The 26376-nt window shown below is 64.5% G+C and carries 30 protein-coding genes and 1 tRNA gene; 9 read left to right on the top strand and 22 right to left on the bottom strand.

Annotation, left to right across the window (positions count from 1 at the left end; genetic code table 11):
- Window positions 1-84: 84 nt before the first annotated feature.
- Window positions 85-858, top strand: coding sequence for a DUF502 domain-containing protein (locus FNL56_RS16875; RefSeq protein ID WP_143574048.1), 774 nt, complete (start codon window positions 85-87; stop codon window positions 856-858).
- A gap of 20 nt (window positions 859-878) precedes the next feature.
- On the opposite strand, the gene FNL56_RS16870 is transcribed toward FNL56_RS16875, so the two are convergent.
- The 5 genes from FNL56_RS16870 to recG form a co-directional block, all read right to left on the bottom strand.
- Window positions 879-1493: a DedA family protein gene (locus tag FNL56_RS16870; protein ID WP_143574047.1), complete on the bottom strand. Its 615-nt coding sequence runs from the start codon at window positions 1491-1493 to the stop codon at window positions 879-881.
- Window positions 1490-1984: a class I SAM-dependent methyltransferase gene (locus FNL56_RS16865; RefSeq protein ID WP_365948078.1), complete on the bottom strand. Its 495-nt coding sequence runs from the start codon at window positions 1982-1984 to the stop codon at window positions 1490-1492. The genes FNL56_RS16870 and FNL56_RS16865 overlap by 4 nt, the downstream gene beginning before the upstream one ends.
- Before the next feature lie 227 nt (window positions 1985-2211).
- Complete coding sequence (locus FNL56_RS16860; RefSeq protein ID WP_143574045.1) at window positions 2212-3579, bottom strand: sensor histidine kinase; 1368 nt, start codon at window positions 3577-3579, stop codon at window positions 2212-2214.
- Window positions 3576-4250, bottom strand: coding sequence for a response regulator transcription factor (locus FNL56_RS16855; protein ID WP_143574044.1), 675 nt, complete (start codon window positions 4248-4250; stop codon window positions 3576-3578). The genes FNL56_RS16860 and FNL56_RS16855 overlap by 4 nt, the downstream gene beginning before the upstream one ends.
- Window positions 4251-4331: 81 nt before the next feature.
- Window positions 4332-6437, bottom strand: a complete 2106-nt coding sequence (recG, locus tag FNL56_RS16850) for an ATP-dependent DNA helicase RecG (RefSeq protein ID WP_143578023.1) — start codon at window positions 6435-6437, stop codon at window positions 4332-4334.
- A 167-nt stretch (window positions 6438-6604) separates the two neighbouring features.
- Here recG and FNL56_RS16845 point away from each other — a divergent pair, with 167 nt between their 5' ends.
- Window positions 6605-6895 carry an FAD assembly factor SdhE gene (locus FNL56_RS16845; protein ID WP_143578022.1) on the top strand — a complete coding sequence of 97 codons (291 nt, stop codon included), beginning with the start codon at window positions 6605-6607 and terminating at the stop codon, window positions 6893-6895.
- Window positions 6892-10410: a transcription-repair coupling factor gene (gene mfd, locus FNL56_RS16840; protein ID WP_143574041.1), complete on the top strand. Its 3519-nt coding sequence runs from the start codon at window positions 6892-6894 to the stop codon at window positions 10408-10410. Before FNL56_RS16845 ends, mfd begins: the two co-directional genes overlap by 4 nt.
- Before the next feature lie 234 nt (window positions 10411-10644).
- On the opposite strand, the gene FNL56_RS16835 is transcribed toward mfd, so the two are convergent.
- The 4 genes from FNL56_RS16835 to FNL56_RS16820 form a co-directional block, all read right to left on the bottom strand.
- Window positions 10645-11052, bottom strand: a complete 408-nt coding sequence (locus tag FNL56_RS16835; protein WP_143574040.1) for a PRC-barrel domain-containing protein — start codon at window positions 11050-11052, stop codon at window positions 10645-10647.
- A gap of 68 nt (window positions 11053-11120) precedes the next feature.
- Window positions 11121-12359 carry a GGDEF domain-containing protein gene (locus FNL56_RS16830; RefSeq protein ID WP_143574039.1) on the bottom strand — a complete coding sequence of 413 codons (1239 nt, stop codon included), beginning with the start codon at window positions 12357-12359 and terminating at the stop codon, window positions 11121-11123.
- Between the two features lie 83 nt (window positions 12360-12442).
- Window positions 12443-13951, bottom strand: coding sequence for a class I adenylate-forming enzyme family protein (locus tag FNL56_RS16825; protein WP_143574038.1), 1509 nt, complete (start codon window positions 13949-13951; stop codon window positions 12443-12445).
- A gap of 4 nt (window positions 13952-13955) precedes the next feature.
- Window positions 13956-15737, bottom strand: a complete 1782-nt coding sequence (locus FNL56_RS16820; RefSeq protein ID WP_246661454.1) for an extracellular solute-binding protein — start codon at window positions 15735-15737, stop codon at window positions 13956-13958.
- Between the two features lie 297 nt (window positions 15738-16034).
- On the opposite strand from FNL56_RS16820, the gene FNL56_RS16815 reads away from it, so the two are divergent.
- Complete coding sequence (locus FNL56_RS16815) at window positions 16035-16829, top strand: invasion associated locus B family protein (protein WP_143582187.1); 795 nt, start codon at window positions 16035-16037, stop codon at window positions 16827-16829.
- A 154-nt stretch (window positions 16830-16983) separates the two neighbouring features.
- On the opposite strand, the gene FNL56_RS16810 is transcribed toward FNL56_RS16815, so the two are convergent.
- A complete protein-coding gene (locus FNL56_RS16810) occupies window positions 16984-17559 on the bottom strand; it encodes an HdeD family acid-resistance protein (RefSeq protein WP_143574036.1) in 576 nt (191 codons plus the stop codon).
- 80 nt (window positions 17560-17639) lie between these two features.
- The gene (locus FNL56_RS16805; protein WP_143578020.1) at window positions 17640-18644 is read right to left on the bottom strand and encodes a PrsW family glutamic-type intramembrane protease; all 1005 of its coding nucleotides are present in this window, start codon (window positions 18642-18644) and stop codon (window positions 17640-17642) included.
- A 115-nt stretch (window positions 18645-18759) separates the two neighbouring features.
- Here FNL56_RS16805 and FNL56_RS16800 point away from each other — a divergent pair, with 115 nt between their 5' ends.
- Window positions 18760-19008, top strand: coding sequence for a hypothetical protein (locus FNL56_RS16800; protein WP_143574034.1), 249 nt, complete (start codon window positions 18760-18762; stop codon window positions 19006-19008).
- Window positions 19009-19015: 7 nt separating this feature from the next.
- Here FNL56_RS16800 and FNL56_RS16795 read toward each other — a convergent pair whose 3' ends face one another.
- The 4 genes from FNL56_RS16795 to FNL56_RS16780 all read right to left on the bottom strand — a co-directional run bounded on the left by FNL56_RS16795 (window position 19016) and on the right by FNL56_RS16780 (window position 21286).
- Window positions 19016-19288, bottom strand: a complete 273-nt coding sequence (locus FNL56_RS16795) for a hypothetical protein (protein ID WP_143578019.1) — start codon at window positions 19286-19288, stop codon at window positions 19016-19018.
- A gap of 122 nt (window positions 19289-19410) precedes the next feature.
- Window positions 19411-19650 (bottom strand): hypothetical protein, encoded by a 240-nt coding sequence (locus FNL56_RS16790; RefSeq protein ID WP_143574032.1) that lies wholly within the window; start codon window positions 19648-19650, stop codon window positions 19411-19413.
- Window positions 19651-19808: 158 nt separating this feature from the next.
- Window positions 19809-20345 (bottom strand): hypothetical protein, encoded by a 537-nt coding sequence (locus tag FNL56_RS16785; protein WP_246660691.1) that lies wholly within the window; start codon window positions 20343-20345, stop codon window positions 19809-19811.
- An 866-nt stretch (window positions 20346-21211) separates the two neighbouring features.
- A tRNA-Glu gene (locus tag FNL56_RS16780) sits at window positions 21212-21286 on the bottom strand.
- A gap of 288 nt (window positions 21287-21574) precedes the next feature.
- Here FNL56_RS16780 and FNL56_RS16775 point away from each other — a divergent pair.
- Window positions 21575-21832, top strand: a complete 258-nt coding sequence (locus FNL56_RS16775; RefSeq protein WP_143574031.1) for a PilZ domain-containing protein — start codon at window positions 21575-21577, stop codon at window positions 21830-21832.
- A 10-nt stretch (window positions 21833-21842) separates the two neighbouring features.
- Window positions 21843-21995, top strand: coding sequence for a hypothetical protein (locus tag FNL56_RS27780; RefSeq protein ID WP_168202813.1), 153 nt, complete (start codon window positions 21843-21845; stop codon window positions 21993-21995).
- 11 nt (window positions 21996-22006) lie between these two features.
- Here FNL56_RS27780 and FNL56_RS16770 read toward each other — a convergent pair whose 3' ends face one another.
- The 3 genes from FNL56_RS16770 to FNL56_RS27775 all read right to left on the bottom strand — a co-directional run bounded on the left by FNL56_RS16770 (window position 22007) and on the right by FNL56_RS27775 (window position 23680).
- Complete coding sequence (locus FNL56_RS16770) at window positions 22007-22660, bottom strand: glutathione S-transferase family protein (RefSeq protein ID WP_143574030.1); 654 nt, start codon at window positions 22658-22660, stop codon at window positions 22007-22009.
- A gap of 290 nt (window positions 22661-22950) precedes the next feature.
- Window positions 22951-23400 (bottom strand): VOC family protein, encoded by a 450-nt coding sequence (locus FNL56_RS16765; RefSeq protein ID WP_143574029.1) that lies wholly within the window; start codon window positions 23398-23400, stop codon window positions 22951-22953.
- Between the two features lie 136 nt (window positions 23401-23536).
- The gene (locus FNL56_RS27775; protein WP_168202958.1) at window positions 23537-23680 is read right to left on the bottom strand and encodes a hypothetical protein; all 144 of its coding nucleotides are present in this window, start codon (window positions 23678-23680) and stop codon (window positions 23537-23539) included.
- Window positions 23681-24015: 335 nt separating this feature from the next.
- On the opposite strand from FNL56_RS27775, the gene FNL56_RS16760 reads away from it, so the two are divergent.
- Window positions 24016-24201 (top strand): hypothetical protein, encoded by a 186-nt coding sequence (locus FNL56_RS16760; protein WP_143574028.1) that lies wholly within the window; start codon window positions 24016-24018, stop codon window positions 24199-24201.
- Between the two features lie 10 nt (window positions 24202-24211).
- Here FNL56_RS16760 and FNL56_RS16755 read toward each other — a convergent pair whose 3' ends face one another.
- Both FNL56_RS16755 and FNL56_RS16750 read right to left on the bottom strand, forming a co-directional pair.
- Window positions 24212-24475, bottom strand: coding sequence for a hypothetical protein (locus FNL56_RS16755; RefSeq protein ID WP_143574027.1), 264 nt, complete (start codon window positions 24473-24475; stop codon window positions 24212-24214).
- Window positions 24476-24681: 206 nt separating this feature from the next.
- On the bottom strand, window positions 24682-24930 hold the full coding sequence (locus FNL56_RS16750) for a hypothetical protein (RefSeq protein ID WP_368039312.1): 249 nt from the start codon (window positions 24928-24930) through the stop codon (window positions 24682-24684).
- Between the two features lie 235 nt (window positions 24931-25165).
- Between FNL56_RS16750 and FNL56_RS16745 the strand changes: the two genes are divergently transcribed.
- Window positions 25166-25462, top strand: coding sequence for a hypothetical protein (locus tag FNL56_RS16745; RefSeq protein ID WP_441351234.1), 297 nt, complete (start codon window positions 25166-25168; stop codon window positions 25460-25462).
- A gap of 90 nt (window positions 25463-25552) precedes the next feature.
- Here the strand turns inward: FNL56_RS16745 and FNL56_RS27770 are convergent, their stop codons facing one another.
- Together FNL56_RS27770 and FNL56_RS27765 are read right to left on the bottom strand one after the other, a co-directional pair.
- Complete coding sequence (locus FNL56_RS27770) at window positions 25553-25726, bottom strand: hypothetical protein (protein WP_168202812.1); 174 nt, start codon at window positions 25724-25726, stop codon at window positions 25553-25555.
- Window positions 25727-25989: 263 nt separating this feature from the next.
- The gene (locus tag FNL56_RS27765; RefSeq protein WP_168202957.1) at window positions 25990-26157 is read right to left on the bottom strand and encodes a hypothetical protein; all 168 of its coding nucleotides are present in this window, start codon (window positions 26155-26157) and stop codon (window positions 25990-25992) included.
- Window positions 26158-26376 lie beyond the last annotated feature (219 nt).

The raw sequence follows: 26376 nt of genomic DNA, 5'->3' as shown, positions 1-26376 counted from the left end.
ACCGCAGCGGCGAAAAGCTGCTAGGATGTCGGCGAACGCGAACGGCGCCACCATGCGCGCCGCGCCCCTGGATTTGGAACGCTGATGGACCGCAACGACCTGCCGCCGACGATGCCCGTCGGTGATCCCGTGCCCGAGACGCCGCGCGGCTTCATGGGCCGCATCCGCACCTACTTTCTCACCGGCCTGATCGTCGCCGGCCCGGTCGCCATCACCTTCTACCTGACCTGGTGGTTCGTGACCTGGGTCGATGGCCTGGTGCGGCCATTCGTGCCCGAGGCCTATCGGCCGGAACAGTATCTGCCCTACAACATCCCCGGCTCCGGCCTGATCGTCGCCTTCGTGGCGCTGACGCTGCTGGGCTTCCTCACCGCCAATTTGATCGGCCGCACGCTGGTCGATCTCGGCGAAAAACTGCTCGGCCGCATGCCGGTGGTGCGCGCGATCTATCGCGGGCTGAAGCAGGTATTCGAGACGCTGTTCTCGGGTTCCGGCTCGAGCTTCCGCAAGGTCGGTCTGGTCGAATTCCCGTCGCCGGGGATGTGGTCGATCGTGCTGATCTCGCAGCCCCCCAGCGTCGAGATCAGCAACAGCCTGCCGGGCCAGGACGAATACATCTCGGTGTTCCTGCCGTGTGCGCCGAACCCGACTACCGGCTTTTTCTTCTACGTGCCGAAGAGCAAGATCATCGACATCGACATGTCCGCCGAGGATGCCGCGACCCTGATCATGTCGGCCGGCGTGGTGCAGCCTGGCTCCGACCCGCAGAAGAAGATCGCGGCGCTGGCCGAGATGGCAAATGCCGCGCGCGTGGCGAACACCGGCGCCGTGGCGCAGGAGCCGGCGAAGGTCGAGTAGTCGCCCCTGCGGGCCGGTCCCTACCTGCGCCGCCGCCATCGGCGCCAGATCGTCACCGCCAGGACTTCGAGGGCGATAAGCACGACGATCAGCAGCAGGGCGTCCGACGCCGGGTCAGCGCGGCTGGTACCGATGAAATAGCCCATGATGATGAGCGGCGCTGTCCAGATTACGCTGCCGATGAAGGTACCAATCAGGAAACGGCTGATTGACACCCCGATTGCGCCCGCTGGAACCGCGAGAAAGACCCGCATGGCCGGGATGGTCTGGCCGATGGTCGAGATCGTCAGCAGGTTGCGGTGAAACGCATTGACCGCAAATTGATAGCGCGTTGGCGAAAGATGGATCCAGGGTCCGAAACGCGAAACAAGGGCGTTGCTTCGCGTTTCGCCTAATTTACGTCCGGCGCCGTACCAGCATAGCGAGCCGGCCGTTGAGCCCACGGCGGCCGCGAGTAGCGCGAGCACCGGATTGCCATTGCCGGCAGCGAGGACAACGCCGGTGACGACAAAGAGCAGATAGGACGGCACGACCGGGCACAGCTTTTCAGCCAGGCCGATCAAGCCGATGCCAAGCGGTCCCGCGCCGATGCAAGCGACGAGCGCATCCGGCAGGTGCGCAGCAGCGAAGTTCATGGCGTCACTCCGGCGTTCGGCGCGCGGCGTACGATGCGGTAAACTGAGGCAGGCGGGACGTTCAGCAAGACGCGTCCAACGCAGGAGGCGTGCAGTCCGAGCCGTTCGAGAAGTTCATGATGGACGGGACTGCTCACGCCATAGGTGAACTGGTACATCACGCCATCTTCTTTCAGGCTACTGAAGACGCCGCGCAGGATTGCCTCGACCTTGGTCGGCGTGATGTTGAGCAACGGCAGGCCGCTGACGACGGCGCCAAAGCTGTTGTTCTCGAATACCTTGTGAGAATTGATCCAGGCGGCGTCCATCCAGAGGACACGCGCGGCGGGAAACCGCAACTGCAGCGTCCGTATGAAGTCGGATCCATATTCGATGAGCGTGAGATCCCGCTCACTGACGCCACGCGCCAGCAATGCTTTGGTGAAGACGCCCGTTCCCGGCCCGAGTTCGAGGACCGGTCCGGTCGCGGCGTTGATTTCCTGTGTCATCATCTTGGCCAAGCCGGTCCCTGACGGAGCGATTGCGCCAACCATTCGAGGTGACAGGGCGAGTGTCCGTAAAAACAGGAGGAGGCTGCGTGCGGTCATGAAGACGGTCCATTGCAATGTGACGTCACCGACGATCGTCGGTGTCGCAGCCGGTATGCAGGTTGGAGATTGTGTGAACATTACATGCCGCAGGATCAGAGCATGTCGCGCGCCGTCATGACCGGACGTTCTTAGAGGTGCGGCCTTCGCTGGCCGAACGAAATCGTCACGCAGGCGCCGCCCTCGTCGCCGTCGTCGATCACCACCCGGCCGTCGTGCAACCGAGCAATTTCCCGAACCAGGTTGAGTCCCAGCCCCGCTCCGCGTGTCGCCGCACTGGAGCGATAGAAGGGCTCGAATACGCGCTCGCGATCGGCCGGCGCAATGCCAGCACCGCTGTCGGTCACCGATATGCTCGACGGCGTTACGCGAACCACGATCCTGCCGCTGCGGCCGCCGTACTGGATCGCATTTTGGATGAGGTTGGCGATCGCTCGCTGCAGGGCGCCTTCATCGCCGAGCATCTTGGCGTGGGGGACCGTGGTCTCGAACGCGATCTCGTAGCCGGCCCCGATGGCCAGCGGGGCGAGGTCGGCGGTCACATGACGCGCGATACCGACCAGATCGACGATGGCGTGCGAGGCTGCCGTCTGCTCCAGTCGCTCGACGTCAAGCAGTTGATCGGCCAGCACCGAGAGGCGCTTCACGTCTTCGAGCAAACGCGTGGTCTGCGGCCCCGGCGCGAGGGTTTCGATGCGGGTCTGCAAAATGGCGATCGGCGTCCGGACTTCATGCGCCGCATTGGCCAGGAAACGCTGGCGGCGCTCGACACCATCATCGAGACGCGCCAGCGCGTCGTTGACCGCCCGGACCAAGGGAGCAATTTCTTGCGGCACCTGATCGAGCGAAAGTCGGGTGGCGCGCCGGTCGATGTCGATGCGGACAGCTTCCGCCGCGGTTTGGCGCAGCCCGTCCAGCGCGCGTCGCACCACGATCGGCGTCGCCAGCAGCGTCGTCACCGCCATCATGGCCCCGATCGGCAAGATGACGCTGGCCAGCACTTTGACGACCGCGGTGGCCAGCCATTGCCAGGGCAATGTCGCGCCCGAGCCGGTCAGAATCTGGACCGCGCCGGCCGGGGTTTCCAGCCAACGCATGCGCGCCGGGGCGCGCGGCGCGTCGCCGACGGTCCAGCCGAGACGCGCCTGTCCGATCTCGTCGAGAGCGCCACCAATCCGCGCAAATTCTGCAGGTATCTTGCCTACCGATGCGACATGACCGCTGCGGTCCCGGACCTGAAACCAGAGATCCGGACTTTCCGCGTAAAGATTTGACAAAGCCGGGGTCTCGCGGATCACGATGCCGCCCGAGGTATCGCGCGCAATCGCGTCGCTGATCGCGTCGAGCGTCCGATCTTCCGGCTCCGGTGCAACCAGATAGCCGCCGGCCCACAACGCGGCGAACACGACGGCTACCAAGATCGCGAGCACGGTCGCCTGCAGCACGATCAGGCGGCGGACCAGCACCCAGCGCAGCGAATTCCGCGTCAGCGTGGTCATGACTGGCTGTTGATCAGGTAGCCGATGCCGCGGATCGCGTGAATCTCGATGCCGGCGTCGGCATCGGCAAGCTTGCGCCGCAGCCGCGAAACATGAGTATCAAGCGCGTTCGACTGGATCTCGTCATCAAAGCCGTAGACCGCGTCATCGAGCACTGAACGGGCGACGGTCCGGCCGGCGCGACGCAGTAGCGCTTCAAGCACCAACAGCTCCCGGCGCGGCAAGTTCAGGGCGACCCCGGCGACGCTGGCCTGCCGATGGGCGCCGTCATAGGCGAGACGACCCAGTTTGAGAGTTTCGTCGGGTAGATCGCCCGGTCGGCGCAGCACCGCCCGTAGGCGCGCCAGCAACTCTGCGATTGCAAAAGGCTTGCTCAGGTAATCGTCAGCGCCACCGTCAAGCCCGGCGACGCGGTCGGCAATCTCGCCTCGCGCTGTAAGTACGATGATAGGGGTCTGCAATCCCGATGCGCGAAGTTTTGGAATCAGCTTGAGCCCGTCGCCATCCGGTAGTTGGCGGTCGAGCAGGACCGCACTGTAGGTGGCAATGCGCAGCGCTTCCTCGGCGAGACCGAGGTCGGCGACCAGATCGACGACCATGTCGTGATCCCGGAGGGCTGTCGCCAGTGCTGCCGCCATTTCGGGTTCATCCTCCACCAGGAGAACGCGCACAGCCAAGGTTCCTTCTCGATATTGTTCGGAAACTGCCTGCCTAACATTGCGCGAACATTACGGATCGATCAATTCCGCCTTCTATCCCGCGCCGATCAGCGGCAGCGCTTCGTCGCGCTCGTAGAGATACAGCAGGCACCGCAGCGCCTCGCCGCGCTCGCCTTTCAGTTTCGGATCGTCCTGCAGGATGCGCAACGCCTCGTCGCGGGCCTGTGTCACCAGTTGCGCGTGCACCTCGGGGCGCGCGATGCGGAAGCCCGGCATGCCGCTCTGCCTTGTGCCGAGCACGTCGCCTTCGCCGCGCAGTTTCAGATCCTCTTCGGCGATGCGGAAGCCGTCGGTGGTGTCCTTGATCACCTTGAGCCGCTTGGCGGCGATCTCGCCGAGCGGCTCGCGGAACATCAGCAGGCAGTTCGAGGCTTCCGAGCCGCGGCCGATGCGGCCGCGTAGCTGGTGCAGCTGCGACAGGCCGAAGCGTTCAGCGTTCTCGATGATCATGATGGTGGCCGCCGGCACGTCGACGCCGACCTCGACCACGGTGGTGGCGACCAGGACCTGCGTCTCGCCGGCGGCAAAGCGCGCCATCGCCGCGTCCTTGTCAGCGCCGCGCATGCGGCCGTGCACGAGGCCCACCTTGTCGCCGAACAATTGCTGCAGGCTGTCGAAGCGCTCCTCGGCATTGGTGAGCTTCGGGCCGTCCATTTCGGACTCCTCGACCAGCGGCACGATCCAGTACACCAGCTTCCCGGCGGCGATCTGGCGGCCGACGCCGTCGATCACTTCCTTCAGCCGGCTGCTCGACATCGTGCGGGTCTCGATCGGCTGCCGGCCGGCAGGCTTTTCGCGCAGCTCCGAGACGTCCATGTCGCCGAAATACGTCAACACGAGTGTTCGCGGAATTGGCGTGGCCGACAGCACCAGCACGTCGACGGCGCTGCCCTTGTTGGTCAGCGTCAGCCGCTCGCGGACGCCGAACCGGTGCTGCTCGTCGACCACCGCCAGCGCCAGCGATTTGTAGATCACGTCGTCCTGGATCAGTGCATGCGTGCCGACCAGCATGTCGATCTCGCCTGCGGCCAAGCGAGCGAGAATGTCCTTGCGCTCGCGGCCCTTCTCGCGGCCGGTCAGGATCGCGACGCGCATGCCGGCGCGTTCGGCCAAGGGCGTGATCGTCTTGATGTGCTGGCGCGCGAGAATCTCGGTCGGCGCCATCAGGGCGGTCTGCTTGCCGACCTCGGCGACGGCGGCGGCGGCGAGCAGCGCCACCACGGTCTTGCCGGAGCCGACGTCGCCCTGCAGCAGCCGCAGCATCCGCATCGGCTTGGTCAGGTCCTCCGCGATCGCGGCGGACGCCTCCTGCTGCGACTTGGTGAGCGCATACGGCAGGGCGTCGATAATCTTGTGCCGCAGATGGCCGTCGCCGGCATTGCGGTCGCCGGCCGGACGGCGCACCTGCGCGCGAACCAGCGCCAGCGCCAGTTGCCCGGCGAGCAACTCGTCGAAGGCAAGGCGCGACCAGAACGGACCCTCCGGCAGGACGTCGGTCATCTCATTGGGCACATGAACGCGATGCAGCGCCTCCCACAGCGACGGGAAACTGCAGCGGCGCAGCACTTCCGGGCTGATCCATTCCGGCAGCTCCGGCAGCTTGGTCAGCGCCAGCCCGACCGCCTTGCGCAGGGCGCCGATCGCCAGCCCCTGCGTCAGCGGATAGACCGGATCGATGCCGCTGAGTTTCGCAAAGCCTTCCTCGTCGATGACGCGGTCGGGATGGGTGATCTGCAGGACGCCGTCGAACAATTGCGTGGTGCCCGAGACGAAGCGCTTCTCGCCGACCGGCAGGATCTTCTCGACCTGTCCGGGATAGGCGCGGAAATAGGTGATGACCACGTCGCCGGTGTCGTCGGAGGCATAGACCAGATGCGGCACGCGGGCGCGGCCGGCGGGCGCCGGGCGATGGCGGTCGACGGTCACTTCCAGCGTCACCATCTTGCCGATCTCGGCGTCGCGGATCTTGGGCCGGGCGCGGCGGTCGATCACGCTGACCGGCAGATGCAGCAACAGGTCGGCGATCCGCGGGGTCTCGTCGCGGCCCAGCAAAAAGCGCAGCAGCTTGTCCATCTTCGGGCCGATGCCGGGGATGGTGGTGACCGGAACGAACAGCGGATTGAGCAATTCAGGGCGCATTGCGACTCAGGCGATCGGTTCGGGCTCATGGGCCGGCGGTATGGCCGAGACTTGAATGCATTTTGGGACGAATGCAATGCGAGAACAGGTGCTGACAGCACCGGGCCCGGGGGCTATATCAGCCTGCCCGGCACGTCCGGGTTTTTGGCGTTGCACGGGATGGACCTATGACCGGTACGACACGATCGAGCGGCGGCCTGGATGATCGCCGCAAGCGGCTTCTGTTCCGCTGCTGGCACCGCGGCACCCGCGAGATGGACCTGATCCTGGGCACCTTCGCCGACGCCGAGATCGGCCTGCTGGCGGATCTGGAACTGACCCAGCTCGAGGCGCTGATCAGCCTCGAAGATCCCGACCTCTATCCGGCCTTCGTCGGCGAAACCCGGCTGGCGCCGGAGTTCCATACCCCCTTGTTCGAGCGCATCAAGAGCTTCCGGAATATGGACAAGCCTCTATGAAGGCGCCGACCGTCTCTCCCGCGGCGCAGCTTGCGCCCGGGCGCGCACTGACTTTTGCCAATGTCGCCGAGGGCGCCGAGGGCCTGATCGTCTCCGACCTCGCCCGCGCCATCGCCGCCCGGCCGAAGCCGCCGGCGGTCAGCCTCGCGGTGGTCTGCCGCGACGGCACAAGGATGCAGAATCTCGCCCGGGCGCTGGAGTTTTTTGCGCCCGACCTCGGCGTGATGCAGTTTCCGGCCTGGGACTGCCAGCCCTATGACCGCGTCTCGCCGCATGGCGGCGTGCTGGCGCAGCGGCTCACCGCGCTGGCGCGGCTGTCGCGCCTGACCGGCAGCGAGAAGCCGCTGATCGTGCTGACCACGGTCAATGCCATCGTGCAGCGGGTGCCGGCGCGCGAGGGCGTTGCGGCGCAGGCGCTGTCGGTCGCGCCCGGCAATGTCGTGCCGATGGACTCGATCATCAGTTGGCTGGAGCACAATGGCTACAACCGCTCCTCGACGGTGCGCGAGCCCGGCGAATACGCCGTGCGCGGCGGCATCCTCGACCTGTTCCCTGCCGGCCTCGACCAGCCGGTGCGGTTCGACTTCTTCGGCGACAGCCTGGAATCGATCCGCAGCTTCGATCCCGAGACCCAGCGCACCCATTTCGACATGCGCGCGCTCGACCTGGTGCCGATCTCGGAATTTCAGCTCGTCACCGAAACCATCAAGCGCTTCCGCATGGGCTATGTCGCGCAGTTCGGCGCGCCGGAGCGCGACGATCTCTTGTACGAAGCCGTCAGTGAGGGGCGCCGCCATCCCGGCATGGAGCACTGGCTGCCGCTGTTCCAGCAGCGGATGGATACGCTGTTCGACTATCTGGACGGCACCCCGATCGCGATCGAGCCGGAAGGCGAGGCGGCGGCCTCCGAGCGTTTTCGCCAGATCACCGACTATTACGAGGCGCGCCGGGAGGCGATGGGAATTCCCGGCGGCGGCGCGGTGTACAAGCCGCTGCCGCCCGACCGGCTTTATCTCACGCAGGACGAATGGCAGGATCGTCTCACCGGCGTCGCATTGGTGCGGCTGACGCCCTATGCCGTGCCCGAGCAGAGCGCGGGCTTCGTCGATGCTGGCGCCCGCGCCGGGCGAAACTTCGTGCCGGAGCGCGCCGATGCCTCGGTCAATGTGTTCGCGGCCGTGGTCGCGCATATCGAGGCGCTGCAGGCGGCGCGCAAGAAGGTCGTGGTGGCGCTGTGGAGCGAAGGCTCGCGCGACCGCATGGGCAGCATGCTCAAGGACCACAAGCTCCTGAACCTGCAGAGCGTGAACTCCTGGCGCACCGTGCTGGCGACGCCGCGCAACCAGACCATGCTGGCGGTGGTCGGCATGGAGTCCGGCTTCGAGACCGACCAGATCGCCGTCATCAGCGAGCAGGACATTCTCGGCGATCGCCTGGTTCGCCCGCGCAAGGCGACGCGCAAGCTCGACAACTTCATTTCCGAAGTCACCTCGCTCGCCGCCGGCGACATCGTCGTGCATGTCGAGCACGGCATCGGCCGCTTCGTCGGTCTGCAGACGCTGCAGGTCGGCGGCGCGCCGCATGACTGCCTCGAGCTGCGCTACGCCAACGAGACCAAGCTGTTTCTGCCGGTCGAGAACATCGAACTGCTGTCGCGCTACGGCTCGGATGCCACCAATGTCGAACTCGACAAGCTCGGCGGCTCCGGCTGGCAGGCGCGCAAGGCGAAGCTGAAGAACCGGATTCGCGAGATTGCCGGCGAGCTCATCAAGATCGCCGCCGAACGCCATCTGCGCGAGGCGCCGAAGACCGTCGTGCAGCCGCATCTCTATGACGAGTTCTGTGCGCGCTTCCCCTATGAGGAGACCGAGGACCAGCAGAGCGCGATCAATGCAGCGCTCGGCGACCTTGAAAGCGGTCGGCCGATGGACCGCCTGATCTGCGGCGACGTCGGCTTCGGCAAAACCGAGGTGGCGTTGCGCGCGACCTTTGCCGTGGCCCTGGAAGGCAAACAGGTCGCCGTCGTGGTGCCGACCACGCTGCTCGCGCGCCAGCATGCCAAGAACTTCACCGAGCGCTTCAAGGGCTTTCCGGTAAATGTCGCGCAGGCCTCGCGGCTGGTGACGCCGAAGGAAATGAGCCAGACCAAGAAGGGCATCGCCGACGGCACGATCGACATCGTGGTCGGCACCCATGCGCTGCTCGGCAAGGCGATCAAGTTCAAGGATCTTGGCCTCGTCGTCGTCGACGAGGAGCAGCATTTCGGCGTCACCCACAAGGAGCGGCTGAAGCAGCTCCGGGCCGACGTCCATGTGCTGACGCTGTCGGCGACACCGATCCCGCGCACGCTGCAGCTCGCCTTGAGCGGCGTCCGCGATCTGTCGATCATCGCCTCGCCGCCGGTCGATCGCCTTGCGGTCCGCACCTTCGTGGCGCCGCACGATCCCCTGATGATCCGCGAAGCACTGCTGCGCGAACGCTACCGCGGCGGTCAGGCGTTCTACGTGGTGCCGCGCATCGACGACCTTGCCGACGTCAAGGACTTCCTCGACAAGCACGTTCCGGAGATGAAGGTCGCCGTCGCGCACGGCCAGATGGCGCCGACGGTGATCGAGGACATCATGTCCGCCTTCTATGACGGCAAATACGACGTGCTGCTGTCGACCACCATCGTGGAATCCGGACTGGACATTCCGACCGCCAACACCTTGATCGTGCACCGCGCCGACATGTTCGGCCTGGCGCAGCTCTACCAGTTGCGCGGTCGCGTCGGCCGCTCCAAGCTGCGGGCCTATGCGCTATTCACGCTGCCGGCGCAGGCCAAGGTCACCGCGCAGGCGGAGCGTCGGCTGAAAGTGCTGCAGTCGCTGGAGACGCTGGGCGCCGGCTTCCAGCTCGCCTCGCACGATCTCGATATCCGCGGCGCCGGCAATCTGCTCGGCCAGGAACAGTCGGGCCACATCAAGGAAGTCGGCTTCGAACTGTATCAATCGATGCTGGAGGAGGCGATCCTCGCCCTCAAATCCGGCATCTCCGAGCCGGTCGAGGACCGCTGGTCGCCGAGCATCACGGTCGGCATGCCGGTGCTCATTCCGGAAGACTTCGTCAACGACCTCGCGGTGCGTCTGTCGCTGTATCGAAGGCTCGCCGATCTCGAGACCGACGACGAGATCGACAATTTCGCCGCTGAGCTGCGCGACCGTTTCGGCGTGCTGCCCGACGAGGTGCGCTATCTGTTCAAGATCGCGGCGATCAAGGCGTATTGTCGGAGGGCCAATGTCGAGAAGGTCGATGCCGGCCCGAAGGGCATGGTCATCACCTTCCGCGAGAACAAGTTCGCGCAGCCCGATCGGCTGGTGTATTTCATCCGTTCCTACGGCAACGCCGCCAAGGTGCGTCCGGACATGAAGGTGGTGTTCCTGCAGGAATGGGATACGCCGGAAGAACGCCTCGAAGGCGCGACCGAGATCATGCGTGCGCTGGCCAATCTGGCGGAGAAGAGAAAGGCGGCGTAACCGTTGCAGCTACGATCTCCGCCGTCATCCTGAGGTGCTCGCCCGAAAGGGCGAGCCTCGAAGGAGGCATGTTCGGCGCTCGCGGCACATCCTTCGAGGCCGTCGCTTCGCGACGGCGCCTCCAGCCGAAACGCAATTGCGATTCGGCGGGGATGACGGCCGAGTTTGTTGCAGCTAAACGAAAAAGGCCGCCGGCATTGCTGCCGACGGCCTTCGTTCGTTGAAGTGCTAAGCTTATTTCGGATACTTGAATTCCGGAGCCGCCTTCAGCGCGTCCTTGGTGGTGTTCATGGTCGCCATCCACTTGTTGTTCTTCTCGTCATATTTGACGTTGACGGAAGAGGGGGCGACAGCGACGTAGTGCTCACCCATACCCAGGAAACCGCCGACCGACAGGATCATGGCTGCGATCTTGTCGTTCTTGAAGGCCAGATCGGTGATCTCGCCGACGGTCTCGTTCTTCTGGTTGGTGATGTTGAGACCCTTCAGCTTCGAGCTGAACATCTCGTCCTTGGCCACGGTCGAGAACTTGGCATCCGCAGGCGCCATGCCCGTCGTCGTGGTGGTGGTCGTCGCGGTCTGGGCGAGAACCGGGGTGGCGAGAAGGGCGAGCGAAGCGGTGATCAGTGCGAGCTTTTTCATGGTCGTCTCCATTGTAGATGCTTTACAATGCAGACCTGTATTAGTCGTTCCGAATTGAGTTCGGAATTTTACGAGGCTTCGCGCTGCGCGGCTTCGCCATGCAACCGCGCCAGGATCGATTTGGCGGTGTCGGTCGGCAGCAGCACCGCGAGCGTGAGGTTGGGATCGTTGCGCGGGTCGCGTTTCGGGCCGTGCATGGTGTGCTTCATCACGCTGGACAACCGCTTGGCGATCATGTGCGCGTTGCGCAGATCGGTCTCGGCGAACACCACGATGATCGAACCGTCGTCGCGCAGCGTGCCGAAATCCATCTTGCGCATCAGCCGGCTCAGAATGCGCGAGGCATCGTGGCGGACGCGCTCCGGAATCGAGTCGAACGAGAACCGCACGGCAGACAGGCCGCCGCCGCGCGATTGCGTCTGATAGACCGCGGTGGCGAGGTCGCGTTCGAACGCGGCTTGCGTCAGCAATCCGGTCGCGGCGTCGAGCAGCCCATCCGATTCGATCGCCTTCAGGCTGCGGTTCAGTCGCACTTCCAGCGCGTGCTGGCGGATCAGCGGCAGTGCGACCGCCGCGACTTCGGCGGCGTCGCCGGCGGTCATTTCGAGATTGGCGAGGTTATAGCTCGGCAAAAGACCCGGCGCGCTGACGACCACCGGCAGGTTGCGGAACCGGGCGTCCTCGGCCAGCACGGTGAGGAAGGCATCGACGACCCGCAGGCTGAAGCCTTCGCCGATCACGATGCCGTCGAGGTCGCGGGTGTTGAGATGCTTGGCGGCGGATTCGATGCTGAGCGCGCCGACCAGGCCGACCCGTTCGCCGAGCGCCACCGACAAAGCGGGATAGCCGGCGCCACGGCCGATCAGCATCACCGTGGCGTCTTCGAGCGGGTCAGGCGTCTGCAACGGCGTGCGGGAGACGTTCTCGGGGGTGAGGCGGCGCATCACCGTGGCATGCAGCGTGCGGACCCGCAGCGCATTGCGCAGCCGTGCGCTCAGGCGATCGAAACTGCCGGCGGTGGATGTGAAGGGAATCGCCTGGCCCGGCAAAGCGGTGGTCGGGTCGATCGCGATCAGCGGCACGTAAGGCTGCTTGGCGCCGAGGCGCTTCGCCAGCGCCTGGAAGATCGGCATGTCGGCCCCGGCGGCCGAAACCAGCACCGCCGCGGGCTGTACGCGCGCCACCGCGTCGAGCGCTTCGCCCCACGTCGAATCGATCAGCGGAAACATTTTCGTCGCGGCCAGCGCCGACGCGAAAGGCGCGGGCTGCTGGCTGGAGACGACGATGATGGCGGCCTGATCGGACATGCTGGCTTCCGGTACGCAAAGCGGGATGGCGCAGGCTAGCCGGGCGTCGTTAATGTCGCGTCAATTCAATTGGCGGAATGCGCTCAATCGGCCGCGGCGCGGTCACGAAAGGCTTCCACCATCAATGGGTTGAGGCCAAGTTCCGTGAAGGCGTCGCGGGCCCGTGAATTGTCGCTGGCGCGGCCTGCGAGACGATAGCCGCTGAGCCGGTCGGGCAGCGCGGTGAGCATGGCGTGCGGACCGAGCCGCTTGGCCCATTCGCTGAGATCCTGCGACAGGAAGCGATATCCGCCGACGGCCATGATGCCGGTCGGCGGTGCGGTGATGCACAGCGCGCCGCTGGAGCGATCGAGCCGCGCGGCAAAGCCGGTATCGACGTAATCGACGGCCTTGCCGGCGAGCAGCGAATTGCCGGATTCGGACGTCGAGGCATAAGCGACCGCGGGGACCATCGGGCCGCGCAGGCCGAGCGTGCCCTTCGGCGTGATCAGGATCTCGCCGGCGATCGAGGAACTCGCCAATGCACGCGGCGCGCCGTGGGCTCCTGGCATGATGATGGTGGGCAGGCCGTCGGCGGCGCGATGGGCGCCGAACAGGCCGGCTTCGCCGAACAGATAGAGGTCGGTGAAGTCCGCCTGCGGATGAGTCCAGGCCGGGCTGCTGGCGACCTGTTCCGGCGCACGCCACAGGCCAAGCACATGGCGCAGCGTCGGCGTGCGGTCGAGCAGGCCAGCCTCCGCGAGCTTCTGCGCCAGCGGCGCCGGTGCCACCAGCACGTCGCAGGCCGCGGCGTTGATCTCGCGCTCCAGCGCGTCGGCATCAAACGGATGGTGCAGCGCCAGCACGCCGCCGGACAAAAGCCACGGCACTAGCGAGCAGGCGAGGCTGGCGAAGGATGAGGGCAGCGTCGCCGACAGCAGCGTGGCGCTCTGCGGCAGGCCGCTTTCGAGAAATACCGAGAGCCCGCCGGAGATCAGATGCAGATGCGAGCGCGGTACCGCGCGAAATCCGTCGGCGGTGACGTCGAAGGTCACGATCGCGGCGCGCCGCGCGTCGGGGGGAACGATGCCGGGCTGCGTGAAATCGGAGGCCATCACCTCGTCGAGCGAGACCATGCCTTCCGGCAGGTCGGTGCCGAACCCGCCGACATAGCGGATCGAGAAGGCTTCGGCGGCGGCGTTCATGGCGAGATCGGCGTGGCTCACGCCGTCGATCTTGCTGGAGGTGACGATGGCGCGCGCGCCCGCCCGGTTCAGCGCGATGGTGAGATCGGCCTGCCGCCACAGCTGCGGCAGCAAGGCCACAATCAGCCCGGCGCGGTGCGCCGCCAGCAGCGTCAGCACGAATTCCACGGTGTTCGGCATCTGCACCGCGATCACCGAATTGGCCGGCAGGCCGTAGGCGATGAAGTGCGCCGTGAGTGCGGCGATCGCGCGGTCGGCCTGCGCGAAGCTCAGTCGCTTCGGCGCCGTCGCGGTGACGCGCAGCTTGTCGGCGGGATCGATCAGCGCCAGCGCTTCCGGCTGGCGGACGAGGACGCGCTGGAACAGGCCATCGAGGGTCGGCGAGGCGGCGTTCGGGGCTGTTGTCACGGGGTTACTTCCGATCCGGAATTTGGGTCCACCAGCTCTCCGGGAGATAACCCGTTAGCGCCGATGCCTGTGGCCGTTCTATCCGATTCCATCGCGCAATCCATTGTTCGCGAACGTGGTACAGCGGTATGGCGTAGAATCCGGCGATCAACACGCGGTCGAGCGCGCGCACCGCATCGACGAACGGCGCGCGGTCGCGCGTCACCAGCATGGTCGCGATCAGGGCGTCGATCGCCGGGTCCTTCGCGCCCATGTAGTTGCGGGTGCCGGGCAGGGAGGCCGCCTCGCTGCCCCAGTAGAAGGATTGCTCGTTGCCGGGCGACAGCGACTGGTCCCAGCGGTTCTGGATCATGTCGAAGTCGTAGGAAAGCTTGCGCTGGTCGAACTGCACGGCGTCGATCGCGCGCACGTTCATCGCGATGCCGGCCCGCTTGAGGTCGCGGGCATAGGCCAGCGCGATGCGCTCCTGGTCGCGGCTGGTGACCAGGATCTCGAAGGCGAACGGCGCCCGGCTGGCGCGCTTGCGCAGCACGTTGTCGTCGAGGTCGAAGCCGGTCTCCGCCAGCAGCTCGAGCGCGCGGCGCAACGTTTCGCGGTCGCGACCGGAGCCATCCGAGACGGGCAGGCGATAGAGGCCGTCGAGAATGTCGGCCGGCATCTGCGCCGCATAGGGCTCCAGCAGAGCGCGCTCGCGCGCGTCGGCCGGGCGCGCATAGGCGGAGAGTTCAGAGCCCGGGAAGAAGCCGGCGGAGCGGGCATAGAGGCCGAAGAAATAGCTGCGGTTGATCCATTCGAAATCGAACAAAAGCGTCATCGCCTGCCGCACGCGGATGTCGGCAAAGATCGGGCGCCGGGTGTTGAACACCAGGAATTCGGATGGCTTCGGCAGGCCGGTGGTGATGGCATCGCGGATCACCTCGCCGGATTTCACGGCGGCGAAGTTGTAACCGTCGTGCCAGCGCAACGGTTCGTACTCGACGCGAAAGTCATAGAGCCCGCGCTTGAACGCCTCGAAATGCCCATTGGCCTCGCGAAAATAATCGAGCCGGATCTCGTCGAAATTCCATAAGCCCCGATTGACCGGCAGGTCGCGCCCCCAATAGTCCGGGTTGCGCGTCAGCGTCACCGTCGCTCCCGGTTTCACCGCGCTGACGCGGTAGGGCCCTGACCCCAGAGGCGGGGCCATCGAGGTTTCCTCGAACGTCTCGGCGTTGATGGCGTGCCTGGGCAGCACCGGCATCAGGCCGAGGATCAGCGGCAGCTCGCGGTCCCCCTGGCCGCCGAAGTCGAAGCGCACGGTGCGCGCATCCAGCACCTCGGCCTTCGCGACCTTGGCATAATATTGCCGGTGGTTGGGCCGGCCCTTGTCACGCAGCAAGGCCCAGGAGAAGACGACGTCGTCGGCCGTCAGCGGCCGGCCGTCCGAGAAGGTGGCGCGCGGGTCGAGTCGGAAGGTGACGAAGCTTCTCGCGTCGTCGGTCTCGACGCTCTGCGCGAGCAGGCCGTACAGCGTAAAGGCCTCGTTCTGGCCGCGCGTCATCAGACTCTCGACCACGAAGCCGCGCATCTGCGGCACGGCGAGGCCGCGGACGATGAAGGGGTTGAGGCTGTCGAAGGTGCCGTGCACGCCGTAGACCAGCCGGCCGCCCTTGGGGGCTGCGGGATTGACGTAGGGCATCGCGGTGAAGTTTGCGGGCAGAGCCGGTTCGCCGTGCATCGCGATGGCGTGGCGCGGTTCGGCGGCCAGTGGTGCGATGGTCCAGACCGCCAGCAGGGACCAAACCACAGCGAAGCCGGCCGCGCGCGGCCAGCGCCAAATCGCCTGAGCTTTGATCCGGTTTGATTCGCGACAGCTCACTTCCGAACTCTAGCATGGCTGCTATCAATCAGGCCCCGTCATGCAGCAAATGCGGTTGTCGCCATTGATCTTTTCGCCCGCCGCTGTATTGAAGGCGTGCAATTGACGAGGACGGCGCGGCCGGTCACGTATCTGCCTTAATTGGCAACGAGACACCCGCCAACGGGTCAGATGAAGCCCCGCCTCCGGGATTCGGGCGCCACCGTTCAGAAAGGGTTTTCCGCAATGAATTTCCGTGTCTTGGCTGCGTCGGTGTTGCCGCGCCGGCGGGTTTTCGCCACGCTGGCGGCGACCGCGCTGACGGCGACCGTGCCGGCCCCCGACGCTTTCGCCCAGGCGCCCGCGCCCGGCGCGCCGCCTGCCACGGCTCCCAAGGCGGCCCCGAAAGTGGCCCCGAAAGCCGCCCCCAAGGGCGCACCGGCCCCCGCCGCCCAGGCGCCCGCCGCGCCCGCGACCCCCGAGCAACAGGTGCAGTTGATCTATGCGCCCTGGACCAAGTTCTGCCTCAAGGGCCAGGACGCCAATGCCAAGCAGGTCTGCTTTACCGGCAAGGACGGCCGCATCGAATCCGGCCAGCCGGTGATTGCCGCGGTCATCATCGAACCTGAAGGCGAGCCGAAGAAGATCCTGCGCGTGACGCTGCCGCTCGGCATGCAACTCGTGCACGGCACCCGCGTCATCATCGACGCCAACGCGCCGGCGCAGAGCCCGTACGTGATCTGTTTCGCCAATGGCTGCATGTCGGACTACGAAGTCACCCCGGAATTGCTGGCCAATCTGAAGAAGGGCCAGAACCTGATCGTGCAGGCGATCAATTCGAACGGCGCGCCGCTGACGCTGCCGCTGCCGCTGGCGGAATTCGCCAAGGCCTATGACGGTCCGCCGACCGATCCGAAGGTGTTCGAGGAAACCCAGAAGAAGCTGCAGGAAGAATTGCAGAAGCGCGCGGCCGAAGCCCGCGCCAAGCTGGAAGCGACCCCGCCCGCCGGCGCCGCGCCGGCCAATCCGGCCGCCAAGTAAGCGATCGCGACATAGAATGCGAAAAGGCGCCCGGTCGGGCGCCTTTTTTCTGGCGTAGCCCGGATGAAGTCAGCGCGCCGCAGGCGTGGTGACGAAATCCGGGAAAGCAGATGTTGGGAAACGCCGGCCCCGGATTGTCATCCGGGCTACGATCTCACGCCTTGTTGCGGGCGGCCAGCGCCAGGCCGATCAGCGAGGAGCCGCCGATCACCATGTTGATGCCGACCAGCAGGCCGATCGCCCATTCCGCGGAGCCCGGCAGGCCGGAGATGATGAAGAAGGCGATTAAGAGATCCATTGCGCCGGAGAACGCCATCCAGCTCCAGCGATCGGACAGCTTCTGGCGGTGCTGCAGCGCATACATGATGGTGGTGACACCTTCGGCGATGAAGTAGGCGCCGACCACCAGCGTCAGCGTCAAAAGGCCCTGCACCGGCTTGGCCAGCAGGATCATGCCGGCGCCGATGCCGAGCACTGCGGAAGCCAGCGACCACCAGAAACCCGGCGACGAGCGCGCCCAGAACGTCATGGCCAGGCCCGCCGCGCCGGAGATCAGGAACATCCAGCCCAGTATGACGGTGATGGCGATGCCGGCGATCGGCGGCACCAGGATTGCGGCGAGGCCGAGAATGACCAGCACGATGCCCTCGATGAGGAACGCCTTCCAGTGCGCGCGCACCGCGCCGCTCATCTTCGATTGCAGGGCGTCGAGATCGGGGGGGAGTGTCATGGAAAAATTCCTGATGGCGTCCACGATGTGCCGGACAAGCGGATAATATACCGTGCCGCAGCGACGTATTAAAGATTACTTCACGGCGCGGATCGAAAGATGCGCAGCCGATCGCGGCCGAGCACATAGGCGGCGCTCGCCAGCAGCAGCAGGACGAGGCCTAAGCCGATCGAGGCCAGCCCGAGCGGCACCAGCAGCATCGTCACGCTGCGGTCGGGCTCGCTGAGCCAGTGCCGCAGCGACGACAGCAGGAACGAAATGCCGGCGAAGCCCGCAATGCCGCCGGCGATCAGCAGCGCCCAGGTCACCCGCAGCGGGTGCCGTGACGCATCGCCTTGCGTCGCATGGTGGTTACCGATCCGGCGCAGCAGACGTGCCGCCAGGGCGATGGTGCCGAAGCCGACGATCATGCCGGCGCCCTCCAGTGCCCGACGGGTCAGGCCGACAAATTCCGGATTCTGCTGCAGCACCAATAGCGGCAGGTCGAAGGCGGCGTGCAGCGTCCATGGCGCCAGCACGATCAGTGCGCTGCTGCGAAAATAAGCCAGGCGATCGCGGCGGCGCGCGCCGAGCGCGTGCCCGGCACGGGCGATCCCGATATAGGCGCCGGCAATGATACCGAGCGCGCCGTGGAACGGCACCGTCAGCACGCTGCGCAGCACCGCCAGCGAACGCCACATCTCGGGATATTGCAGGAGGTAGACGAGGTTCTCGTAGGCTGCGAAGCCGAGGCCTGCGGCGGCGCCGTAGACCACGGCGTCCATTGGGTCGGCGGCGCGGCGCTGCCGGCTGGCGACCAGCAGGATCACGGCGATCTTGACGGTCTCCTCGGGGGCCGCGATCCCGAATACGGCGTGCAGCAGCAGGGCCAGCGCGGGATCGTCGGTCATGCCGCTGATGCCGGCGAACAGGGCCCGGGCGTAGCCCAGGATCGAGATACTGGCCGCGCCGAGCCCGAAGGCGGCCCATACCAGCGCCGGCGATCGCGGCCGCTCGTCGGCGGCAATCACCAGCCATAGCGCCAGCAGCGCTGGCGCCACGGCGGCAAAGCCGATGACGGTGGGAAGCGATTCGAGCAGGTACATGCGCGAACAAGTATAGTCGGCATTGAAGGATGCGACACCGCACCTAGCTCGAAGGGCAGGGAACCATTTGCCGTCCGGCCGATTGGGCTTCGAACCTCTAATGCGAGAGACAGCCATGACGAACGACGCCACGACCCCTCCCTACATCTACGAAGGCGTCGATCCCGTGCCCGAGCCGAAATCGACCCTCGCCGAAGTGTCCGACACCGTGAAGGAGACCGTGCACCGGATCGGCGACGCCATCGAAACCGGCAAGAAGCCGGGCATGCCGCTGAGCATCCTTGCCAATATCGCCCGCGAAGCACCGCTTGGCTCGCTGCTGGTTGCGTTCCTGCTCGGCGTGGCCGTGGCGCGCCGCCGCTGACGGCGCGTTACGGCTCTGTGCTCGCCGCCAGGATCGACGACCGACCGGTGGTCGGAATCTGAAACACCGACTTGCAGCCGGCACTGAGCGATGCCCGCTTTTGCACCATGCAGGCGGTGATGCGGTCGATCGAGGGAATTTCCGAACTGCAAAGCCGCATGGCGTCGCCGGTGCATAGACGTTGCTGCTCTGCGCTGTAGGCGTGGCCGAATGTCGTCATCGCGCCCAGCAGGAGGGCGCTCGCAAGAGCCAGTTTGGCGGTGGAAGCGAAATCGCTCATGACGGTCCCTCCCGATCGACGAGGCGCCGGCCTCGCCGCCGACGAGGCATCCCGCCGGCTTCAGGAATTGGTCGCGCCGCCCGGAAACCGCGTTCGATGCAAGAGAGATTTTTTGCGGGAGACTATGTTGCTGGAGGTGTCGCTTTGGATATCTTCTTGTTGAGGTGGCCGGTCTCGTAGTCGCGACGGAGCTGGCTCAGCGAGGTCTCGTTCAGCTTTGGCAGCACCTCGTCCAGCGTCGCCGTATCGAGCAGGCCGGCGGCGAAAAACTTGCCGTAGATCTTGCGCAACGTGGCCAGCGTCGTGGCGCCGTGCTTCTGGCTGATCTGGGCATCGTGGTTTTCGAGTGTCGCGTGTTTCATGTGTCGCTCCCTTTGGGAGGGATGACCGGCATCTGAACGATGCGGGCAGCATCCGACACGGCAGCGTAGGCTTCTGGCCCGCGCGGACAAGCGGAATTTGACGAAGGACGAAGGATCAAAGCGCGCAGTCGTCGTGCTCGACGATCGCGGCGGTCGATCTAACTACGCGTGTTGCGCTTGCGTTGTGCGGTTGCTTTCTGGCGGCCCTTGGCAACCGGTCCGCGAGCTCTGGCGCGCGGCCGTTCGCGGGCCTCAGGCTGGCTTGCTTCCGGCGGGATCGCCGCAAAGGATTGCCTCAGATTATCCAGCGTGCTGGTGAGCATACCGACCTGTTCGTTCAATTTGCGAGTCTCGGATTGCTGCGCCGTCAGCAATCTCGTCATGACCTGCAACTGGTCCTGTACCAGCTGTAACTGGTCGATCGATTGCTGCTGGGTTTCCTCGAGGCCCTTGGTCTTTTCGACCAATTGTTCGGATGCCTGGGCGACGCGGGCCTGGTTGACGCGAGCGGTGACGACGCGGTCCTGCTCGGGTGCCCCCGCATAGCCGCGCCAGATCGCCACGCTCGCAACGCCCGCCACCAGCAATACCAGCACGGCGGCGGTGATGGCGATGGGTTGTGTGCCGATTCGCCACGCGCCGCTTCGGTATTCAGGAGCGCGGCCGGCAGGTTGTCTGGATGTGACATCGATCATTGGAGGTGAAGTCCAAATGTGAACGATAGTTCCGAACGCCGCTCGGCATTATATCGCCGGATGGACGAAAGACAACGGTTGCGTTCCGGCGGCCGTCACCGCGGAGGTCGCATTGCCACGCGTAGCCGGCTGCCAATTCAGGCGACAGAGCCGCGCCGGGGCAGGGCGGATCAAGACACGAGACAACAGTGGCAGGGAAAATGATTCTTCTTAGCGGAGGTATGCTTTCTATATCAATCAACGACGTGATTAGCGGGTTGGGGAAATCTCACTGCATTGTATTTCAATACTTTTCAGCGCGGTCCCCCCCCAACAACGCCCTGATGCCCAATACGGATCAGGCGGTGGGGCCTCAGGCCGGTGCACCAAATCTGGCGGGAGACGTTGGCTTGTCTTTCTCACTAGATAAAATCGATTTGGCGGCTTATTAAACGGCAATGCAAACATGTTGTCCGAGATGTAAAACGATAGCCCGCTCCAGTAACGGGAATGATTGGGAAATTCTGAATCCGGCCTGTCCGGAACTATCGGGCACCCAATGGTCAGATCAGCCGGAGTTCTGTCCGATCCTGTCGCAGGTGGTGGAGCACGAAGTGGTGCTGCCAGGTATCGCTCACCGAGAGATCGTTGCAGCTGAAATTGATCGGCTAAGGGTTGTGAAAGTCGGCCGATAAACGCCGCCCAGCCTTTGAGCGCAGCGGTTTTCCTGAGCGCTATTCCCCCTGTCAAAGCTGCCGCGAGCTGTCAAAGCTGCCGCGAGGTCGCATCGATCTGGAAAAGAACCGAAACAAGCCGTCACCAACCCCGTCGTTCAAGTTTGGTTAACTGTTGGAAAGCCTATTGAAAACACCACCATGAAAGTTTGGTGGTGCTCCCTAGCGGAATCGAACCGCTCTCTCCACCGTGAAAGGGTGGCGTCCTAACCGATAGACGAAGGGAGCAAAGGGTGACCGTCCGGCAATCCGAGAGAATCGCCAAGGCCGCCATTCGCGAGGTTATCACGAATAATACCGCAACATCAAAGCCTGGAAGCCAGTCTGCCTGCGGGCCGTGGCCGAACCGGGTGGAGGGGTTTGGCAACAGCGGCCGAACGTATAGTGGCGTTTGTGCGGGGGAGCAAGCGGTCTGCGACGGTGATTTTACTCCGCCGCAGCATGGCTGACATTTTTTCGCTGCATCGCGGTGGTTCTGCTAAAAGCGGATCGGCTTTGGCGCCGCGGAGAGGCAAGATGGCGGTCACGAAGAAGCGGGATGTGCGGCGCTCGGTGCAGCAGGAGGGCTGGATCACGCTGGATGGCGGATTCGCGGCTCGCCAGTGCAAGGTGCTGGATCTTTCCGCGACAGGCGCCAAGATCGTGCTCGAAGACCCGTCCGCGATAACCAGCTCGAAGTTGCGACTGGCGTTTGCCCGTGATGCGCGCACCGGGCGTGACTGCGAAGTGGTATGGCGCCGCGGCAAGACGCTCGGCGTCCGCTTCGTCGTCTAGGTCACGCCGCGTGAACCCCGACATTCTCATTCCGGTCTTGATGGGCTGCGCGCTGTTGTGGTGGATCGGCCGCGGTATCGGCTGGACGGCCAAACTCGCCGTCGCCGCCGTCACGCTGGCCGTGATAGCCGCGGTCCTGCTGTTCGAACGCGGCCTGCCGTAGCGGAAGCAGCGTCATGACATCGGTGGCGCGACGAATTCCTGAAAGCCGGGGCGGGCGGAAATCAGCGCAAACCAGCGATCGAGATGCGGCAGTGCCGGCCGCGTGACCCCCTCGACGCCGAACCAGCGCCGCGCATAGGTCCCGATCGCGACGTCGGCGAGGCTGAGGCCTGCGCCTTCGATAAAGTCGCCGGTGGCCAACTGACGATCGACGATCCGCCACTGCACGGCGGCGGCGTCGGCCGCCTGCTGCATCGCGCCGAGGTCGCGTTCGGCGGGCGGCGTTCGCACCAGTCCCCAGAACAGCGGTCGCTCGATCGGCTGCAGTGTCGACAGGGTCCAGTCCAGCCAACGCTCGATGCGCGCGCGGGTCCTGGGCTGGGTCGGATAAAGAGCGGCGGGGCTGGTGTCGGGATGGGTCAGCACGATGTAGCGCATGATCGCGTTAGATTCCCACAGCACGAAATCGCCATCGACCAGGGTGGGAATGCGTCCGTTCGGGTTCATCGCCAGATAGTCGGAATCCGTGGTGCGGCCATATTGCATGCCGGCGTCGGTCCGCGTGAAGCCGGCGTCGCATTCGCGGCAGCACCACAGCACTTTCTGCACGTTGACCGAGTTGGCGCGGCCCCAGATCTGCAACGCAGGGGATAGAGCGGTTGGCATGACAGTCCTCGCAACAGCATGATTGAACGGGTGGTGCCATCCATCGTCGCTGTTCGCAAGCCGTCGTGCCATCCCCCCAAAAGAATCAGGCCCCGCGCGAGCGGGGCCTGATGATCGACGGCGTCAGCAAAGAATCAGCGACCGAAGAACAGCCACAACAGAATAATCACCGGAATCGGCACACCGATCAGCCACAATAAAAGTCCGCGTCCCATCGTCGTCTCCATGATTGAGTTCTCATCATGAACGCGACAGCTCGCTTCGGGTTCCCGTGGGTGATAGAGGTTTTCCTACCAGTGGCCGGTGTTGGCCATCGACATCCAGGGTTCCTGCGGCGGCCGCGCCTTGCCCTTTTGCAGCAGTTCGATCGAATGCAGATCGGGCGAGCGGATGAAGGCCATCTCGCCGTCGCGCGGCGGGCGGTTGATGGTGATGCCGAGCTTCATCAGCCGCTCGCAGGTCGCGTAGATATCATCGACCTCATAGGCGAGGTGACCGAAGAAGCGGTCCTCGCCGTATTTCTCCTCGTCCCAGTTCCAGGTCAGTTCGACCAGCGGCGCGCCGCGGCCCTCGGCCCTGGCCAGCAGCGCCTCATCGTCTGCGGCGCACAGAAACAGCAGCGTGAATCTGGCCTTGTCGTTGTCGATGCGTCGGACTTCCTTGAGACCGAGCGCCTCGGCATAGAATTTCAGCGCCACGTCGAGATTACGGACGCGAAGCATGGTGTGCAGATAGCGCATGTGAAGGCTCCGGATGGTTCGGGGTTGTCAGCGCTGCATAGCAGATCGCGACGGGCAGGGGCAGGTGGTGCACCGGGGAGCGGTGTTGCAAGTCCGTCGCAGGCCGCACGATGCTGGCGCGACCGCACTTGCGAACTCAGATGAAGAACAGTCCGATCGCCACCACCACCATCGCGCAGATGCCGAACTGAATGAAAGCCTGAATCCGGCGCTCGCCTCGGGCGAACTGGGCGTGCGATTTGCCCGTCATGAATTCGTGCAGCAGGTGGCGGTCGGACATGGATGGCTCCGTTTCTGACTGCATAGAATCTGCGTCGCGAGTCGCCGTCAACCGAAACCGGCTGTGGACAACGGGGACGGTTCAGAAAACGAAATGGCTGTGCCACAGGGTACCGCCTTGAAACCGCAGCGATCGCGTCGCGACTCGTCCGGGCCGCCTTCAACCACATGGCGAACCGCAGCGCGCGCCGGTGCCGTGTCGCCGGTCGGATGTCATCGAACGCCAACATGTTAGCGCAATTGCGCAGGCCCGATAACCTTTAAAACTTAGGTTAAAGCACGAGTCCGATTGCTCGCCCGCACGCAAGCGGTAGGCTTCGTCGGGCGAGGTGCATCATGTCCAGTTCGTTTCATAATGCCGACAAGCAGACCCATCGCCGCGTGATGATTGTTGGAGGCCTGTTCTGCGCAGCTTTCGTGCTGTTCAGCTTCTTCGCTCGCCCGCAGCCGGACAACACCTACGTGTTGCAGAAGGCAGACCGGATCGTGCGGACGGCCGGATCGCCGTCGCCGGCCCGTTGAAACCGACGCATCATACGTCGGAATAATTCCGCGGCAGCACATGCACGTCGCTGATCGGCAGTTTCATCACGCCGGCCACCGCCTGCGCGACCTGTTTCGGATAGGCTATACTGATCGCGATGGCCGCGTCGGCACTGGGCACATAGACGTGGACGACGTCTTCAAAGATCACCCCGCACTCGAAGCCGAGAAACAGCGCGTCATATGCCTCGGCCCCCAACAGCATGTTGAGCTTGGCCTGGATCGCCAGTTGTTCGTTGAAGGCAGGGAGCATGGTCTGATCAAAATCATGGGCGATGAAAAAGCTACGCGCAGGCGACGTCGGAGTTTCGCGTGACGTCCCGGCAAACCGCCGGCTCAAAAATGTTCGAGAATAATATGCTACATATATCCGGATCTCGGGTCGAGAGCAATGCGATGCCTGCCGTCTCGCACGAAGATTTGCCGCGACAGTGCACGGCTGCGCATTGCCCGCTTTGTTCAGTTGCGACTTGCTACCAGACGTAGCCGGGGCTTGATCGACTGCTCCAGGTCGTCCGCCAGGCTGAGCACGCGAGGATCCTTTGAAGTGGCGGCGCAGACCGAAAACTGGCGCACCGAGCGTGCGAGTGCGGCGCGTTCATCTCTGCTGCGGGTCACATCCGGATGCGACAGTCGCTTTACCATTTCGCCGAGCTGGACAAGCAATTCGTCGATGATGCCGTCGATCTTCTGGATGTGCTTAATCACGCTAAACTCCACTTGGCGGTGCGTCGCTCGGACGACGCGGAGGGCTTAAAGCATTGCCGGGAAAATGGTCGTTTACGTGCCTCGTTCCCTCATCGAGTCGCTCATGGCTAATGCATTGTTAACGCGAGTACAGCGAACGCCTTGCGAACATGGAACCCCATCTGAAATTTGACGGCCGCGGAAACCATCAAATTTCGTTCGCGTTATCGGCAGGGGTACGAAATAGGAGATCGCGATGTTCCTGAAAAAGACAGTCTTGATGATGGCGACCGTGGCGACGCTGGGCGCCACCGTGATGGCCGCGCCCGCAGAAGCCCGCGGTCGCGGGTGGGGGCCGGGGCCGGCCATCGGGTTTGGCATCGCCGCTGGCGCGCTGGCTGCCGGGGCGTATGGCGCCTATGGCCCGTACGGCTACGGCTACCGTCCATATTACGCCCCCCGTCGCTACTACCGTCCGGCCTATTATGGCTACGCCCCCCGGCCGTATGCCTATTACGGTCCGCGCTATCATCGGCCCTACGGCTATTGGTAAAACCATTCGCAAACGCCCGGGGCATCGCCCCGGGCGTTTTTCGATGCGCACACGTCACGCCCGCGTCTCAACCCGCCATTGCAGGCAAACTCACTCAGGATCGCGAGGGGTGGCGAATTCGTTCCAGTCGGTGGCTCGAACTTTCTCAATCGTGACGTCGTAGTAATCGTCGCGCTCGCGCTGGAACTTGGCCTGGGTCTCACGGAACATCGCGATGCGCTGCTCGATCGCCGCGCGATCGGCCGAAATCCTGTCTTCGTCCATCTCAAATTCCCGAACTGATTCACATCGCTCTAGATTGAAGCCGAATGCGGCGCCAATCTGCCGAGACGATGGCGGGCGGTGGACAATGCGGAGGCGATCCGCTCACGCCCGATCAAAGGCGCAAGCTCCGGGTTCGGAAGCGCAGTGAACGCTGGTCTGGTCGGTAGCAGGCCCAACAAAAACCCGCCCCACGATCGTGGAGCGGGTTCTATCTCACCCGGAAGGCGAATGTCCGATTAGCGAGGGCCGTTGTCGAACGCGTCTCAGCCGGCAGCGACCAGTTCGAGAGCCTGGTCGAAGTCCCGCATGCGCTCGGTGATCCAATTTTCGTCGGGAGATGACAGCATCAGCATCTCCCGTTCTGCTCGGCGGCAAAATTCCGGATCCGGGTCGATGCTCTTCCACAGTTCGATGCGCGCCTGCAAATCCATTTCGCTCTCCTTTGTGCGCCGTAACTATGCCCCGCCAAAGCAGGAGGTCCGATGAAGACCGAATGACATTTCATCACCGATGTTCTTACTTTGTTCTAGTCAATATCCGGACGTCTGTCCATCTCAAGCCGCGCGTTTTCCCGCCACATTGAAGTCGATCCGACGTCTTATCTTCGCTGACGAAAGCGCCGGGCCGGGGCGTGGCGAATGGCGCACAGC

The organism is Tardiphaga sp. vice304, assembly GCF_007018905.1.
Lineage (GTDB): Bacteria > Pseudomonadota > Alphaproteobacteria > Rhizobiales > Xanthobacteraceae > Tardiphaga.
The sequence above is the reverse complement of the archived record's forward strand: the minus strand, read 5'-3'. Positions and strand labels throughout refer to the sequence as shown.

Bases quoted from the DNA above. Each gene is read 5' to 3' on its own strand.
- FNL56_RS16875 (WP_143574048.1), top strand. From the start codon at position 85: ATGGACCGCAACGACCTGCCGCCGACGATGCCCGTCGGTGATCCCGTG.
- FNL56_RS16870 (WP_143574047.1), bottom strand. From the start codon at position 1,493: ATGAACTTCGCTGCTGCGCACCTGCCGGATGCGCTCGTCGCTTGCATC.
- FNL56_RS16865 (WP_365948078.1), bottom strand. From the start codon at position 1,984: ATGATGACACAGGAAATCAACGCCGCGACCGGACCGGTCCTCGAACTC.
- FNL56_RS16860 (WP_143574045.1), bottom strand. From the start codon at position 3,579: ATGACCACGCTGACGCGGAATTCGCTGCGCTGGGTGCTGGTCCGCCGC.
- recG (WP_143578023.1), bottom strand. From the start codon at position 6,437: ATGCGCCCTGAATTGCTCAATCCGCTGTTCGTTCCGGTCACCACCATC.
- FNL56_RS16845 (WP_143578022.1), top strand. From the start codon at position 6,605: ATGACCGGTACGACACGATCGAGCGGCGGCCTGGATGATCGCCGCAAG.
- mfd (WP_143574041.1), top strand. From the start codon at position 6,892: ATGAAGGCGCCGACCGTCTCTCCCGCGGCGCAGCTTGCGCCCGGGCGC.
- FNL56_RS16835 (WP_143574040.1), bottom strand. From the start codon at position 11,052: ATGAAAAAGCTCGCACTGATCACCGCTTCGCTCGCCCTTCTCGCCACC.
- FNL56_RS16830 (WP_143574039.1), bottom strand. From the start codon at position 12,359: ATGTCCGATCAGGCCGCCATCATCGTCGTCTCCAGCCAGCAGCCCGCG.
- FNL56_RS16815 (WP_143582187.1), top strand. From the start codon at position 16,035: ATGAATTTCCGTGTCTTGGCTGCGTCGGTGTTGCCGCGCCGGCGGGTT.
- FNL56_RS16810 (WP_143574036.1), bottom strand. From the start codon at position 17,559: ATGACACTCCCCCCCGATCTCGACGCCCTGCAATCGAAGATGAGCGGC.
- FNL56_RS16805 (WP_143578020.1), bottom strand. From the start codon at position 18,644: ATGTACCTGCTCGAATCGCTTCCCACCGTCATCGGCTTTGCCGCCGTG.
- FNL56_RS16800 (WP_143574034.1), top strand. From the start codon at position 18,760: ATGACGAACGACGCCACGACCCCTCCCTACATCTACGAAGGCGTCGAT.
- FNL56_RS16795 (WP_143578019.1), bottom strand. From the start codon at position 19,288: ATGAGCGATTTCGCTTCCACCGCCAAACTGGCTCTTGCGAGCGCCCTC.
- FNL56_RS16790 (WP_143574032.1), bottom strand. From the start codon at position 19,650: ATGAAACACGCGACACTCGAAAACCACGATGCCCAGATCAGCCAGAAG.
- FNL56_RS16785 (WP_246660691.1), bottom strand. From the start codon at position 20,345: ATGATCGATGTCACATCCAGACAACCTGCCGGCCGCGCTCCTGAATAC.
- FNL56_RS16775 (WP_143574031.1), top strand. From the start codon at position 21,575: ATGGCGGTCACGAAGAAGCGGGATGTGCGGCGCTCGGTGCAGCAGGAG.
- FNL56_RS16770 (WP_143574030.1), bottom strand. From the start codon at position 22,660: ATGCCAACCGCTCTATCCCCTGCGTTGCAGATCTGGGGCCGCGCCAAC.
- FNL56_RS16765 (WP_143574029.1), bottom strand. From the start codon at position 23,400: ATGCGCTATCTGCACACCATGCTTCGCGTCCGTAATCTCGACGTGGCG.
- FNL56_RS27775 (WP_168202958.1), bottom strand. From the start codon at position 23,680: ATGTCCGACCGCCACCTGCTGCACGAATTCATGACGGGCAAATCGCAC.
- FNL56_RS16760 (WP_143574028.1), top strand. From the start codon at position 24,016: ATGTCCAGTTCGTTTCATAATGCCGACAAGCAGACCCATCGCCGCGTG.
- FNL56_RS16755 (WP_143574027.1), bottom strand. From the start codon at position 24,475: ATGCTCCCTGCCTTCAACGAACAACTGGCGATCCAGGCCAAGCTCAAC.
- FNL56_RS16745 (WP_441351234.1), top strand. From the start codon at position 25,166: ATGTTCCTGAAAAAGACAGTCTTGATGATGGCGACCGTGGCGACGCTG.
- FNL56_RS27770 (WP_168202812.1), bottom strand. From the start codon at position 25,726: ATGGACGAAGACAGGATTTCGGCCGATCGCGCGGCGATCGAGCAGCGC.
- FNL56_RS27765 (WP_168202957.1), bottom strand. From the start codon at position 26,157: ATGGATTTGCAGGCGCGCATCGAACTGTGGAAGAGCATCGACCCGGAT.